General features: G+C 52.5%; 11 protein-coding genes and 1 riboswitch. Of the genes, 10 read left to right on the top strand and 1 reads right to left on the bottom strand.

Annotated features, from left to right (window positions below; all coding sequences use genetic code 11):
* Positions 1-9 precede the first annotated feature (9 nt).
* The gene (ppaX, locus tag NIA71_RS09250; RefSeq protein ID WP_148396810.1) at positions 10-657 is read left to right on the top strand and encodes a pyrophosphatase PpaX; all 648 of its coding nucleotides are present in this window, start codon (positions 10-12) and stop codon (positions 655-657) included.
* Positions 658-953: 296 nt separating this feature from the next.
* Here the strand turns inward: ppaX and NIA71_RS09245 are convergent, their stop codons facing one another.
* The gene (locus NIA71_RS09245) at positions 954-2,510 is read right to left on the bottom strand and encodes an ABC-F family ATP-binding cassette domain-containing protein (RefSeq protein WP_148396809.1); all 1,557 of its coding nucleotides are present in this window, start codon (positions 2,508-2,510) and stop codon (positions 954-956) included.
* 208 nt (positions 2,511-2,718) lie between these two features.
* On the opposite strand from NIA71_RS09245, the gene NIA71_RS09240 reads away from it, so the two are divergent.
* Genes NIA71_RS09240 through NIA71_RS09195 form a run of 9 tightly spaced genes read left to right on the top strand, consistent with a single transcriptional unit; the run spans position 2,719 to position 13,672 of the window.
* Positions 2,719-3,705 (top strand): 3-oxoacyl-ACP synthase III family protein, encoded by a 987-nt coding sequence (locus NIA71_RS09240; protein WP_148396808.1) that lies wholly within the window; start codon positions 2,719-2,721, stop codon positions 3,703-3,705.
* 39 nt (positions 3,706-3,744) lie between these two features.
* Positions 3,745-4,698 (top strand): enoyl-[acyl-carrier-protein] reductase FabK, encoded by a 954-nt coding sequence (gene fabK / locus NIA71_RS09235; RefSeq protein ID WP_148396807.1) that lies wholly within the window; start codon positions 3,745-3,747, stop codon positions 4,696-4,698.
* A complete protein-coding gene (locus NIA71_RS09230) occupies positions 4,655-5,644 on the top strand; it encodes an ACP S-malonyltransferase (RefSeq protein ID WP_148396806.1) in 990 nt (329 codons plus the stop codon). Before fabK ends, NIA71_RS09230 begins: the two co-directional genes overlap by 44 nt.
* Before the next feature lie 2 nt (positions 5,645-5,646).
* On the top strand, positions 5,647-6,387 hold the full coding sequence (gene fabG / locus NIA71_RS09225) for a 3-oxoacyl-[acyl-carrier-protein] reductase (protein WP_148396805.1): 741 nt from the start codon (positions 5,647-5,649) through the stop codon (positions 6,385-6,387).
* Between the two features lie 19 nt (positions 6,388-6,406).
* Positions 6,407-7,639, top strand: coding sequence for a beta-ketoacyl-ACP synthase II (fabF, locus tag NIA71_RS09220; RefSeq protein ID WP_148396804.1), 1,233 nt, complete (start codon positions 6,407-6,409; stop codon positions 7,637-7,639).
* Positions 7,640-7,648: 9 nt separating this feature from the next.
* On the top strand, positions 7,649-8,074 hold the full coding sequence (gene fabZ, locus NIA71_RS09215; protein ID WP_253020271.1) for a 3-hydroxyacyl-ACP dehydratase FabZ: 426 nt from the start codon (positions 7,649-7,651) through the stop codon (positions 8,072-8,074).
* Positions 8,075-8,086: 12 nt separating this feature from the next.
* Positions 8,087-9,541, top strand: a complete 1,455-nt coding sequence (locus tag NIA71_RS09205) for a nitronate monooxygenase (protein WP_148396802.1) — start codon at positions 8,087-8,089, stop codon at positions 9,539-9,541.
* Between the two features lie 25 nt (positions 9,542-9,566).
* Positions 9,567-12,872 (top strand): PD-(D/E)XK nuclease family protein, encoded by a 3,306-nt coding sequence (locus NIA71_RS09200; RefSeq protein ID WP_148396801.1) that lies wholly within the window; start codon positions 9,567-9,569, stop codon positions 12,870-12,872.
* Positions 12,873-12,883: 11 nt separating this feature from the next.
* Positions 12,884-13,672, top strand: a complete 789-nt coding sequence (locus NIA71_RS09195; protein ID WP_148396800.1) for a nitroreductase family protein — start codon at positions 12,884-12,886, stop codon at positions 13,670-13,672.
* 177 nt (positions 13,673-13,849) lie between these two features.
* A riboswitch (molybdenum cofactor riboswitch) is annotated at positions 13,850-13,972 on the top strand.
* The last annotated feature ends 157 nt before the right edge of the window (positions 13,973-14,129 follow it).

Below are 14,129 nucleotides of genomic sequence, written 5' to 3'. Positions count from 1 at the left end.
AGAATCATTATGAGTAAAATAGATACTGTACTATTTGATTTTGACGGAACGGTGATGAATACCAACGATGTAATCATCAATTCCTGGCAGCATACTTTCAGAACCCTGGAAAACCGGGAAGAGGACGAGGCGAAAATTATCGCCACCTTTGGGGAACCGCTGCAAGTGACCATGGAAAAGCTCTTTCCCAATGTACCGGTGGAAGAGTCGATTCAGGTTTATCGGAGTTACCATTATGACAATTTTGGCGAGCTGATTTCCCTGTTCCCCGGGATGAAGGAACTGATCGCAGAGCTGAAAAAGCGGGGATATAAGCTGGGCATGGTTACTTCCAGACTAAGAAGGACCACAGAGCAGGGAATGGAAAAGTACGGAATCATGGAATACTTTGATACCGTCGTGACTGCCGATGATACGGATAAACATAAACCGGATCCGGAGCCTATTAATATTGCCCTGGAAAAGCTGGGCTCTGTACCGGAAAAGAGTATTATGCTGGGGGATACCATGTTCGATATCCTCTGCGCGAAAAATGCCGGCGTCAAGTCGGTGCTGGTGAGCTGGGCCATGGCGGTGAGCGAAGAAGAAAAGACCGGCCCCAACAGGCCGGATTATATCATCGATCAAGCGGACGATCTGCTGAAGCTGCTGATTTAAATTCGACAATTTTCGACACTATTCTGCAGGCGGCCTTCTTGCTTTGCGCGGCACCAAATTTCAACAAAGGTAAAAATCCGGTAAATTTTCAATAAAATTCTCGCTTTTTTCCTGCGGCAACTCGGGGCACCCTCAAAGTACCCCGAGACCCGCCCCCTAAACTCAAAAAAACCCAAAAAGGTAATCTGAAGCGCCCAAGGCATCCCAGACACCACTGCTCCATGATGCGCCAGCCCCGAGGCACCCCATATTCCCCAAAACTCCACCTTGCAAAGCGTAGCCGTCACCCGGCGGCCTTAAACCAGCTTGGTCGTCCATTTGCTGCAATCCCAGACATCCGTCACCACATCCTGATAGAATTCCGGCTCGTGACAGATCAGAAGCAAGCTTCCTTTATAATCCACCAAAGCCCGCTTTAGCTCCGCCTTGGCATCCACATCCAGATGATTGGTCGGTTCGTCCAGCAGCAAAAGATTGCTGTCCCGGTTGATCAGCTTGCAGAGCCGCACTTTCGCCTGCTCGCCCCCGGAGAGAACCCGCACCTGGCTTTCAATATGTTTGGTGGTCAGCCCGCACTTTGCCAGCGCCGCCCGCACCTCGAACTGATTCATGCCCGGAAACTCATTCCACATTTCCTGAATGCAGGTATTGGTGTTTCCCGGCGCCATCTCCTGTTCAAAATAACCGATCTGCAGATAATCACCCAGCTCGCATTTCCCGGAAAGGGGCGGGATGAGACCCAGGATACTTTTCAGCAGCGTGGTCTTGCCGATGCCGTTGGCGCCGATCAAGGCAATTTTCTGTCCCCGCTCCATGGAAAGATTCAGCGGTTTGGACAAAGGCTCATCATAGCCGATCACCAGCTCCCGAGTCTCAAACAACACCTTCCCCGAAGTGCGCCCTTTCTGGAAGTTAAATTCCGGCTTGGGTTTTTCAGACGCCAGCTCGATCCGTTCCATGTTATCCAGCTTTTTCTGCCGGGACATGGCCATATTGCGGGTCGCCACCCGGGCCTTGTTTCTGGCCACGAAATCCTTCAGCTCACTGATTTCCTGCTGCTGACGCTTGTACGCAGCCTCCAGCTGGGCCTTTTTCACCGCATAGACCTCCTGGAATTTGTCGTAATCGCCCACATAACGGTCCAGCCGCTGATTTTCCATATGATAGACCAGATTGATGACACTGTTTAAAAAAGGAATATCGTGGGAGATGAGAATAAAGGCATTTTCGTAATCAAGCAAATACCGCTTCAGCCACTCAATATGCTCTTCATCTAGATAATTGGTCGGCTCGTCCAGCAGGAGGATATCCGGCTTTTCCAAAAGCAGCTTTGCCAGCAGGGCCTTTGTCCTCTGGCCGCCGGACAGATCAGACACATCCTTGTCCAGACCGATGTCCGTAAGGCCCAGGGCTCTTCCCACCTCTTCCACCTTGGCATCGATGATATAAAAATCGTGCATGGTCAGCATATCCTGAATTTCTCCCAGCTCTTCCATGAGCATGTCCATCTCCGACTCATCGGCCGATCCCAGCTGGTCGCAGATCTGGTTCATGCGCGCCTCCATCTCAAAGAGCCAGGAAAAGGCCGACTTGAGCACATCCCGCATGGTCATGCCTTTTTGCAGAACCGTGTGCTGATCCAAGTAACCGATGCGGCAGTTCTTGGCCCACTCCACCTTTCCTTCATCCGGCGCCAGCTTGCCGGTGACAATATTCATAAACGTAGACTTTCCTTCTCCGTTGGCGCCCACAAGTCCGATGTGCTCACCGGCCAGCAGACGGAAGGATACGTCGTTAAAAATGGCCCTGTCGCCAAAGCCATGGGATAAATGTTCAACTGTTAAAATACTCATACCTGCTCCTTTGCTCAAACGGCATCCAAATATAGCCGCAAAGCAGATTATACCCAAAAGGCGGACAACTTGCAAGGAAGGTTTTTACAACGGTCAAAGACTCAACAAAAACATTGACTTTTTTTGAAAATAAACTATAATTAAATAAATAGTTTGATCATCAAAGTATTTTGTTTTAGAAGTAAATTAATTTCAAAAGGAGGACGATTTGGGCGTAGAAATTGTAGGATTAGGGAAATGTCTGCCGGAAAAAGTCGTGACAAATGACGACATTTCCGACCTGGTAGATACCGATCACACCTGGATCATCGAACGGACCGGCATCGAGCAGAGGCACATCGCAGCCGGTGAGTCAGGAACTGACCTGGCGTGCAAAGCAGCAGAAGAAGCTCTGGGCAACATCGACCGTGACTCCATCGGTCTGGTGCTGGTGGCTACCGTCACGCCGGATGCCATGGTGCCGGTAACTAGCGCACAGGTAAAAATGAGATTAGGGCTTGATCATGCCGTCGCTTTTGACATAAACGCGGCGTGCAGCGGGTTTATGTACGGGATTTGGTGTGCGGAGGCGCTGATGAAAAACGGCGCCGCGCCCGGTGCGGGCACCATGAATATTCAGAGGGCGCTAGTGATCGGGGCCGAGCGGCTTTCAAGGATTACCAACTGGAAAGAACGTTCCAGCTGCATATTGTTTGGAGATGGAGCCGGGGCGGCGGTACTGGAGAACAATCCAAAACGGCCGGGTATTCTGGCTACATACTTAAAAAATTACGATGACCAAAAGGGTGTGCTGACCTGCGGCAAAGAATATCATCAGACGCCGTTCTATAAGGATGAGAATCAACCCCAGCACCTGGCGCTGCGAGGCAAAGCAGTGTTCAAATTCGCGGTCAACTCCATTGAAGAGGTGACCATGGAAGCGCTAAAGCAGGCGGGATTGGAGCTGGACGATATCGACTGGTTCGTTCCCCATCAGGCCAACGGCCGTATCATGGAAGCAGCGGCCAAAAGGCTCAATCAACCCATCGAAAAATTTCAGATCAGCATCAACAAGAGCGCCAATGTTTCTTCAGCAAGTATTCCAATGGCATTGTATGACCTTTCAAAAACTGGTAAAATGGAGAAAGGCGATAAAATTGCAGTCATGGGATTTGGCGGCGGGCTCTGTGCCGCTGCGGCCATTATAGAATGGTAAGCTCGTCCCATATCCGATAAGAAGCAGGAGGAAAATAAAATGGTAAACGTATGCGAAGTGTTGGGAACAGAATATCCAATTATCCAGGGGGCGATGGCCAGAATCGCAGAATGCAATCTGGCGGCAGCTGTGAGTAACGGCGGCGGTCTGGGAATCATCGCCGCAGGCGGAGAATCGGCAGACTGGCTGAGAGACCAGATCGCGAAAACGCGCCAAATGACAGACAAGCCGTTCGGTGTTAACATCATGCTGCTGGCCCCCAACGTAGATGAATTGATCGATGTAGTATGCGAAGAAAAGGTGGCGGTGGTCACAACAGGAGCCGGAAATCCGGGAAAATACATTAAACGAATGAAAGAATGCGGCATTAAAGTAGTGCCGGTGGTCGCCAACGTGGCGCTGGCCATTCGTGTTGAGCGGGCCGGAGCAGACGCAGTGGTGGCAGAAGGAACGGAAGCCGGAGGCCATATCGGGGAAACTACGACCATGGCCCTCGTTCCCCAGATTGCGGATGCGGTAAAGATTCCGGTTCTGGCAGCAGGGGGAATCGCAGACGGAAGAGGCGTGGCAGCCGCATATATGCTGGGAGCCAAGGGCGTGCAGATCGGAACTCGATTTCTGGTAGCCGACGAGTGCATCGTGGCCCAGGGGTATAAGGATGCCATTCTGAAAGCAAAGGACTCATCCACCGTCGCCACCGGCAGGAGCACGGGCCATCCGGTGAGAGTAATTAAAAATAAGCTGGCCAGAGAGATTCTGGCATTGGAAAAGAAAAATGAGGACTTGGAAAAGATCAATGAACTGTGTACAGGAACATTGGCAGCCGCTGTGCGCGATGGAGACGCGGACCACGGCAACATCATGTCCGGGCAGATCGCCGGAATGGTAAAAAAAGAACAGCCGGCGGCAGAGATTATCAAAGAACTATTTAAGGAGGCAGAGGAGATTTATGAAGATCGGAATCACATTTGCAGGGCAGGGCGCTCAATATAGCGGAATGGGAAAGGATCTGTACGATACCTACCCGGCAGCAAAAGCAATCTTTGACATGGCAGGTGAACAGGTGAAGGAATGGTGCTTTGAAGGCGATGAAGAGACCTTAAAGCAGACCCACGTGACCCAGCCGTGCATCTATACCGTAACCATGGCTGCTTATGAAGCATTTTTGCAGGCACTGGAGCAGGCGGGACTGAAGGATGATGTGGAAATCATAGGCTATGCAGGATTCAGCCTGGGCGAGTACGCTGCCCTCACCGCAGCCGGCGTTATCGATGAGATCAAAACAGGCATGGAAATCGTCACCAAGCGGGGAAAACTGATGAATGAAGCCGGAACGGGGGCCGACGGCAAACCCATGGGCGCGATGGCAGCAGCCATGGGAAAACGGGAACCGATCCTGGAGGTGGTGGAAGAAGCCAGAGAAGACGGGGTTCTGGAAGGGGTCAACTTCAACTCTCCGGCACAGACCGTTGTGGCAGGCGATAAAGCAGCGATCGAACGCTTTGTACAGGCGGCCAAGGCCAAGAAGATTCGGGCCATGGTGCTGCCGGTGGGAACAGCCTTCCACAGCCCGATGATGGTTCCGGCGGCAAAAGAATTGAAGAACGTGCTCCGGGAAGCAGGACTTGGTGCTCCTCAGGCAAAGATTTATGCCAACGTAACCGCAGAGGATATGATGAAGGACTTTGACGGCGGCGACGTATGTGAGTATCTGGCTGATATCATGTCCAGACAGGCCATGAGCCCGGTTTACTGGGAAGAGACCATCCGCAATTTTGTCCGCGACGGCGCAGAAGCGCTGATTGAAATCGGACCTGGAAAAACCTTATCCGGGCTGGCCAAAAAGACCGATTCGTCCATCGCCAGGTTTAATATCGAAAATGAGGAGAGCTTGCAGCAGACCATTGAAGGGCTGGCGGCTCTGAAAAAAGGAGAATAGCTATGTTACAGGGAAAATCAGCCATAATTACAGGAGGCGTGCGCGGGATCGGCAAGGCCATTGCCGCTGAATTCTGCAAAAACGGCGCCGATGTGCTCCTCTGCTATCGGAGCAACGATGAGCAGGCGCAGAAAACAGCAGCCGAGCTTTCACAGCACGGAACCAGGGTGGAACTGCTGAAAGGAGATGTGGCGGATCCTAAGACGGCAAAGGAAGCTGTCGCCAGGGCCAAAGACTTGTTCGGAAAAGTGGACATTTTGGTCAACAACGCCGGCATCACCAGAGACAAGCTGCTGATGCGCATGTCAGCCGAAGATTTTACCGATGTGATCAGCGCCAACCTGAACGGTTCCTTTTATTTCCTCAGCGAGGCTTCCAAGGTCATGATCAAACAGAGATCCGGCAGAATTATCAACCTGTCGTCGGTGGCCGGAGTGAAGGGCAATCCGGCCCAGGTCAACTACAGCGCATCAAAAGCCGGTGTCATCGGCATGACCATGTCGGCGGCCAAGGAGCTGGGCAGACGGGGCATTACCGTCAACGCCATCGCTCCTGGATTCATCGATACCGATATGACAGCCGTTATGACTGACGATCAGAAAGCCAAGATTGCAGAGGCCATCAGCCTGGGACGCACGGGAAAACCGGAGGACATTGCAAAGACTGCCCTGTTCCTGGCTTCCGACAGCGCTTCCTATATTACGGGACAGACCATCTGCGTTGACGGCGGATTAACCATGTAAAGAGAAAGGATTTGGATAAATGGAAAAAAGAGTTGTAATTACGGGAAGAGGAGCAGTTACTCCTGTTGGAAATAACGTCGCGGATTCCTGGGCCAGCATCAAAGCAGGCAAACACGGAATCGGAGAGATCACCCGATTTGATATCACCCCCCACAAAGTAAAGATGGGTGCGGAAGTCAAAGATTTTCAGTTCGGAGACAAGCGGGAAGCCAAGCGGCTGGACCTATCATCTCAGCTGGCCCTTACGGCAGCGGAAGAGGCAGTGCAGGATGCGGGGATTGTCAGCGGTGAAAACGTAAAACCCCAGCGGTTCGGCGTATTCGGCGGAACGGGAATCGGCGGAATCACCACTCTGGAAGCAGAAGTAACCAAATGTGTAAAAAAGGATAATGTGACCAGAGCTTCGGCCCTGCTGGTGCCCATGGTCATGCCCAACGCGGTAGCCGGAAACCTGGCCATTAAGTTCAACGCCAAAGCCTCCTGCTTCGGCGTAGTTTCCGCATGTGCCGCAGGAACCCACAGCGTGGGAGAAGCCTTCCGCAATGTCAAGCACGGCTATGCGGACGTTGTGCTGGCAGGCTCAGCCGAATCGGTGTTTACGCCCGTCTGCTTCGCGGGATTTGCCAATATGAAAGCCATGTCCACCAGAACCGACCCGGCAAGGTGCTCCACTCCTTTCGATGTGGAAAGAGACGGCTTTATTCTCGGAGAAGGAGCAGGATTCCTGATTCTGGAAGAGCTGGAGCACGCGCTGGCAAGAGGCGCCAAAATCTATGGCGAAATGGTAGGATACGGAGCAACCTGCGATGCTTACCACATCACAGCGCCATCTCCGGACGGCGAAGGCGCGGCCGACGCCATGGAGCTGGCCATTCAGGAAGCCGGCATCACACCGGACAAAATCGACTACATCAATGCCCATGGTACGGGAACTCCATATAACGACCTCTTTGAGACCAATGCCATTAAAAAGATCTTCGGAGACGATACCAAGGTACCCATCAGCTCCACCAAGAGCATGACCGGCCATCTGCTGGGAGCAGCGGGCGGAATCGAAACCGTATTCTGCGTAGAAGCCATCAACGATGGATTTATACCGGCCACCATCGGCCTTGAAAAGCCAGATCCGGAGCTGACGCTGGACTATGTTCCCAATGAAGGAAGAGACGCGGATTTGACGTATGTCCTCTCCAACTCCCTGGGATTTGGCGGCCATAACGGGTCCATTATTGTTAAGAAATTCGAGAAATAAGGTGATACCATGTTGATGAATCAGGAACAGATCAAAGAAATCATTCCCCATAGAGAGCCTTTCCTTCTGGTTGACGAAGTGTTGGAAATGGAAGCGGGAAAATCCATCACAGCCGTCAAATACGTGCGGGAGGACGAATACTATTTTCAGGGACATTTTCCCGAAAGAAAAGTAATGCCCGGCGTGCTGGAAGTGGAAGCCCTGGCCCAGGCGGGAGCAATCGCGGTTTTATCCCTGCCGGAAAACAAGGGCAAGCTGGCTTTCTTCGGCTCCATCAAAGAGGCCAAATTCAAGCACCAGGTGGTTCCGGGGGACACGCTGACCCTCAAGGTTCACTTTGAAAAGCTTAGAAGCAGGGCCGGTACCGGTAAGGCGGAAGCCTACGTGGACGACAAGCTGGCCTGCAAATGTGAGATCATGTTTATGTTTGAATAAGGAGCATCCAAGGTGGATAACGTTAAAAAAATCAATGATATTTTAGTGAACCTGTTTAATGTCGTCTTAAAGCTGGAAGAAAAGGCGATCCAGGGATCCACCCGCAGAGACCTCTCCATAACGGAGCTCCATACCCTGGCCGCTGTGGGCGAGGGTAAAACCAAAACCATGAGCCAGGTGGCCGCGTCGCTGAAGATCAATGTCAGCACACTTACCGCAGCCATCAACAAGCTGGTGAAAAAGGGTTATGTGGAACGCTTTCGCATTCCTGAGGACCGGCGGATCGTGAAAATCCGCCTGACCGATGAAGGGGCGGCGGCCGTGCGGGAGCACGAGGCCTTTCACACAGCCATGATCAGCGAAGCCATTTCCCAGATTCCGGAGGACCAGGTGGGAAAGTTCATTGAATCCATCGACAACATCAATGAATACCTGTTGATGCGCAAGCATCCTCCTGCAAGGGATCCGGGACCTTTTACCCTAAAGCCCATCAAGCTGGGAAAAATTCTGGTGCCAGTGCCCATTTTCCAGGGAGCCCTGAGCATCGGCCTTTCCATGAGCACGCTTGCCGCAGCCGTGGCAAAGGAAGGCGGAGTGGGGATCATCGCTGCATCCAAGATCGGATTTCGCGAGCCCGATTACAGCAGCGATCCCTTAACTGCCAATAAACGGATTTTAACGCGGGAAGTAAGGCGGGCCCGGGAGCTGGTGAAGGATTGTGAAAATCGGGGACCCATCGGCGTCAACGTTATGTGGTCGTCCCGCCATCTGCAGGACTACGTGGAGACTGCCGCGGCGGCCGGAGCAGAAGTGATCATCTGCGGAGCCGGGGTGCCCACCAACCTGCCCCGCTGCTGCAAGGACAAAAAAATAGCCTTGGTACCCATCGTCTCTTCAAAACGGGCGGCCAACATCATCATTCGCAACTGGGCAAAAAAATACAACCGGACACCGGACGGCTTTATTTTCCAAGGCCCCCTGGCCGGAGGCTATCTGGGTGTGAAAGAATTTCAGATGGAGGCGGCGGCAGAGGACTTTTACAAAAACATCGCCGATATCAAAGGCGAGCTTGAGGCGCTGGACAACTGTCCGCTCATCGTCTGCGGCGGCATCTACGGCCGGGAGGACGCAGAAAAAGCCTATGCCTACGGTGCGGACGGATTCCAGATGGGAACCCGGTTTGTCACCACCAGAGAATGTGATGCCTGCGAAGAATTCAAGAATGCCTATTTGAACTGCAGGGAAAAGGATGTTACAATCATTACAAGCCCTGAAGGATTCCCGGGAAGGGTGATCGAAAGTCCCTATGTAAAGCGGACGGGCGAGGACCCCAGGTGCATTACCAAGGGGCTGATCAACGCGGCCATGGGGGACCTGGAAAACGGCCTCGTATTCTGCGGAAGCAAAGTGTACAAAGCGGATAAAATCGAAAGCGTGGCCGATATCTTTCAAGAATTCACACGGTGACATCATCCAAGGAGGAGAACGGTTAATGCTGCATATCTATTACGGCCGCGAACAGATCAACAAAGACAAATTCATATTCGATTCCATAAAAGGCAAAACCCTGCTGCTTGTACCGGACCAGTTTACCCTGCAAGCGGAACGGGATGCCTTTTTTTATCTGGGAGCACGGGGCCTGATGGACCTGGAAGTGGTGAGCATTTCCAGGCTGGGACTGAAGGTGCTGGCAGAAACCGGCGGCGGACGCACGGCCCTCATCGATAAGTACGGGCGCCACATGCTGCTGACCAAAATCCTCACTGAACGCAGAGAAGAATTGGAGATCTACCGGGGCCTGGAAAAAAAGCAGTCCTTCATCGAAATGGTCAACAACTTTATTTCCGAATTAAAGCAGTACGGAACCACGCCCCAGGAGCTGGAAGCCATTGCCCAGGGACTGGGGGAGGACACCTTTCTGAGGAAAAAGCTCAAAGACATCGGACTGGTCTTTGAAAGCTACGAGGCCTATATAAAAGGAAAGTATCTGGATACGGAAGACTATGTGAGCCTCTATGGGCAGAAGATCACAGACTCCAAGAAGATCGGCCAATCCTCCGTATGGGTTTATGGTTTTGATTCTTTTACACCCAAAAACACGGAAGTGATCGGGCAGCTGATGAGGACGGCCAGGGATGTGAATCTGGTGCTCACCTACGGAGAAGGAGGGCGGGACAGCGAGATCTTCGGCCTTCCCGGGACCATCATCTACAAATTCTGCAAAATGGCGGAGGAAGCTGGAATCCCGTGGGAAAAATCCCCCATCCCAAAGACCTATGCCATTGAAGATAAGGCGCCGTCAATCCTCCATTTGGAGCACGAGCTGTATGCCATACCGTCCAAAGCAGCGGGGGAGCACGATGGGATCACCCTCCTGCGGGCGGCCAATCTCTACAGCGAGGCAGAGTCAGCCGCAGCGGAAGTGCTTTCTTTAGTCCGGGATCAGGGGATGGAATACAAAGATATCATTCTCATCTGCAATGACATGGAAACCAGAGGCGCCATTGTCAAGCGCATCTTTGCCCAGTACGGCATGGAGCTGTTTTTGGATAAAAAACAGAGCATCCTCCATAACCCGGCCTCGGTGTTCATTCTGTCCCTTTTGGACATCAGCAGCAAAGGGTACCGAAGCGAGGATGTGTTCCGGCTGCTGAAAACCGGACTGACGGATCTCGGCTGGGATGAAATCGAGGAGCTGGAAAACTACGCCAGGAAATTCCGCATCCGGGGAAGCAAGTGGAAAAAACCGTTTACCAGAGGCGCAGGAGAATACGGACAGGAAGCCCTTTCCCGGCTGGAGGATTCCCGCATCCGGTTCGTATCGCTGATCGAAACCTTTTCTGAGAAATTCAAACAAGGCTCTACGGTAAAGGAGCGGGTGAGAGCGCTGTATACCTATCTGGCTGAGGACTGCGGCCTGCCGGGAAAACTGGAAGGGATGATTGGAAAGCAGGAAGAGCAGGGATTTCTCACAGCCGCGGAGGAAACCGCCCAAGTGTGGGGGCTGGTGATGGATGTATTGGACCAGTTCGTGGAAATCGTGGGCGAGGAAACCATTTTGGCCGGCAGCTTCGGTGATATTTTTAAGGCCGGGCTGGAATCCATCGAGGTGGGCCTGCTGCCGCCTTCGGCTGACGGTTTGATCATGGGAACCATGCAGCGGACTAGGAGCGGACATGTGAAGGCGATGCTGATTCTGGGAGCCAATGAAGGCTTGCTGCCTGCATCGGCGCCTGCGGACAGCATTCTAAGCGAGGACGAAAAACATTATCTGGCCCAGCAGGAAATCGAAATCTGCAAAGTGGATGAGATCCGCCTCCAGGAAGAAAAACTGGCCATCTATAAGAATCTGGCCAGGCCCAAGACACGGCTGTGGATCAGCTATTCGGCCTCGGACGGCGACGGCCGGGAACTGAAACCCTCTCCCATATTTAACAAGCTGCAGAGCATCTATCCGGGGCTTGAGGTGGAAACCGACCTGGTGAGCAGAGGAAAGCCCCTGGAGCTTTTGCAGGCGGAAAAGGCGGCTGTGGAGCATTTGACCGGGGCCCTGCGGCGGACCATGGACAGCGGCGAGCTGGATCCCCAGTGGCAGTCGGCCATCGCCTGGTACCGGGAAAACCGAAATCTGGCTCAGCTGGAAGAAGGACTCTTTTTCACCAATGAGCAGGAGCATATATCAGGAGATTTCGTGGAAGCCCTTTATAAAAAGGAGGTGCCCCAGGAAATGACGGTCAGCCCGTCCCGGCTGGAACAATACAGTCGCTGCCCCTTTGCTCATTTTGTGGGATATGGCCTGCGGCCCCAGGAGCAGCGAATCTATGAAATGGGCGGCCGGGAGATCGGCGATCTGTATCACACCTGCCTGATGGAGATCTCCAGGTGGCTGACCGATGACGGCATCCCGGTGAACGATCCCGCATCCCGCTGGATGACTGTGTCAAAAGAGGAATGCGATAAAAAGATCGGGAGCATCCTTTCGCGGGAGGCGCTTTTGTACCGGGAGGGCATGCTCTCCTCCGGCAGTGAAGAGGCCTATCGAACCAAGCGGCTCCATGAGATTTGCAGTGAAATCAGCTGGGTTCTCATCGACCATGTAAGGCGGGGCAGCATCCGAACCATTGCCTTTGAACAGGCATTCGGCAGAGGAAGGAGCATTCCGCCGGTGATAGTAGAAACCAGCCAGGGAGACGTCTTTATTGAAGGTAAGATCGACCGGGTAGATCTGTTGGATGACGGCCGGGTCAAGGTCATCGATTACAAGACGGGTAATGAAACCTTCCGTGTCCATGAAGCAGAAAAGGGATTTCGCCTCCAGCTGATGCTTTATTTAAAAGCCGCCCAGCAAAAAGAGCGGGAACCTGCCGGCGTGTTCTACTTTCTCATCAGCGAACCATCTGTGAGCGCAGATGCGATCAAACCCGAGGAGCTTGGGGAGAAGGTGGAGCAGGAAGCAAAGAAAGCGTGCAAGATGGACGGGGTCATGGTGGATGATCCCCAGGTGATCCGGGACATTGCCGGAGATTTTTCCGGGTATTCGGACGTGGTTCCCATTCGCCAGACACAGAAGGGCTTTTCCGGGACCGGGGCCGGAAAACTGCTGGATGAGGAAACCTTTTTACAGCTGCAGGAAAAGGTGGATGAGACAGTGAGCGAGCTGTGCCAGGAGCTGCTTTCGGGGAACATCGCCGTAAAGCCGAAAAAATCCGGTCAGGTGAGCGCCTGCACCTATTGTAAGTACAAGGGCATCTGCCAGTTTGACCTGGCCTTTGAAGGATGCAGATATGAAATTATTTAAATGGAGGTTGAATGATGATAAAATTTGATATGGAAAAGTGTGTTGAATGCCTGAAATGTGTATCCGTATGCCCCTTTACCGTGCTGGGGGAAAAGGATGGAAGGCCCCAGCTGAGAGAGGGAAAGGCTTGTCTCAAATGTATGCACTGCGCGGCTGCATGTCCCCAAAACGCCATTTGCTGGGATGACAAACCGGCTGTACTTGACCGAACTTTGCCCGCACTTTCCCAGGGCTTTGCCGAAGACTTGGATAACCACATCCTGACCAGAAGATCCTATCGCCATTTCAAGCAGACGCCGCCCGACCGGGAGCTGGTGCGCCACGCATTGGAAATGGCAGCCTGGGCGCCCAGCGCCAAAAACCAGCATCCGGCCAAGTGGATGGTCATCGATTCCAAAGAGGTGATTGAAAAAATGATGGGGTACATATTGGACTATGTGAAAGAAACGGGAACATCTCCGGAAATCGCCAGCGAATATGAAGAGGGCAACAATGTGGTTATGGGAACAGCGCCCATACTGATTCTGTGCTATGGAAGAAATAACGCCATTAATTCGCCGGCCGATACGGCCATCGCCATGACCACTGCCGAACTGGTCCTTCAAGCTAGAGGCATCGGAACCTGCTGGGCCGGCTATTTGACAAGAATGTGCAACGCGATCCCCCAGATCCGGGAACTTCTGCCGCCGCTGCCAGACAACAACAGCTTTTACGGCGCTTTCATGGCTGGCTATCCCCAGCAGGAAGAATACTTCCATATCCCGGAACGGTTAAAACGGGAAGACATAAAATGGGTATAAAGTAGTAGAAAAAACTTTCTCAAAACAAATATCCAATTTACAATAAATGAGATTAATTCTCAAGGATTTTAAAATTAGCAACTTGATTTGCAGTAAAATCGCAAAATAGTACAAAAATAATGGTTTCTCCTGTTGACATACAGGAGAACAAACTGATAAAATGTTGTCAATGTAACAGATAAGATAGAGATCCGAGTCCCGAATTCCTTCGCTGCGGAACGCATGGAATCGGGACCAATGGGTTCACTGCGGAAACGCGTGGGCCTCCCGTGTTTGGAAAGGATGGATGATCTGGCAGCCAGGCCGAAACCGTCGGCTTTGCGGCAGTCGTTTATATGCAGCAGCCGAGCTGATTGGAATGTAGGGTTTCTTTAGCTGCGCAGTACATATGTTTTGAGGAGCAGATCGCAACCTAGACCTTTCCGCACAAATGAGCGGAGGGTCTTTATTTTTTCAG

It is taken from the genome of Ihubacter massiliensis (genome assembly GCF_024125305.1).
In the GTDB taxonomy this organism is placed as follows: Bacteria; Bacillota; Clostridia; order Peptostreptococcales; family Anaerovoracaceae; genus Hominibacterium; species Hominibacterium faecale.
Note: the sequence above shows the minus strand (reverse complement) of the source record. Positions and strands in the feature narration are given on the sequence as shown.

Coding starts and splice junctions, on each gene's coding strand:
- fabG (WP_148396805.1), top strand. CDS start 5,647: ATGTTACAGGGAAAATCAGCCATAATTACAGGAGGCGTGCGCGGGATC.
- NIA71_RS09195 (WP_148396800.1), top strand. CDS start 12,884: ATGATGATAAAATTTGATATGGAAAAGTGTGTTGAATGCCTGAAATGT.
- NIA71_RS09230 (WP_148396806.1), top strand. CDS start 4,655: ATGAAGATCGGAATCACATTTGCAGGGCAGGGCGCTCAATATAGCGGA.
- NIA71_RS09245 (WP_148396809.1), bottom strand. CDS start 2,510: ATGAGTATTTTAACAGTTGAACATTTATCCCATGGCTTTGGCGACAGG.
- fabZ (WP_253020271.1), top strand. CDS start 7,649: ATGTTGATGAATCAGGAACAGATCAAAGAAATCATTCCCCATAGAGAG.
- fabK (WP_148396807.1), top strand. CDS start 3,745: ATGGTAAACGTATGCGAAGTGTTGGGAACAGAATATCCAATTATCCAG.
- fabF (WP_148396804.1), top strand. CDS start 6,407: ATGGAAAAAAGAGTTGTAATTACGGGAAGAGGAGCAGTTACTCCTGTT.
- ppaX (WP_148396810.1), top strand. CDS start 10: ATGAGTAAAATAGATACTGTACTATTTGATTTTGACGGAACGGTGATG.
- NIA71_RS09200 (WP_148396801.1), top strand. CDS start 9,567: ATGCTGCATATCTATTACGGCCGCGAACAGATCAACAAAGACAAATTC.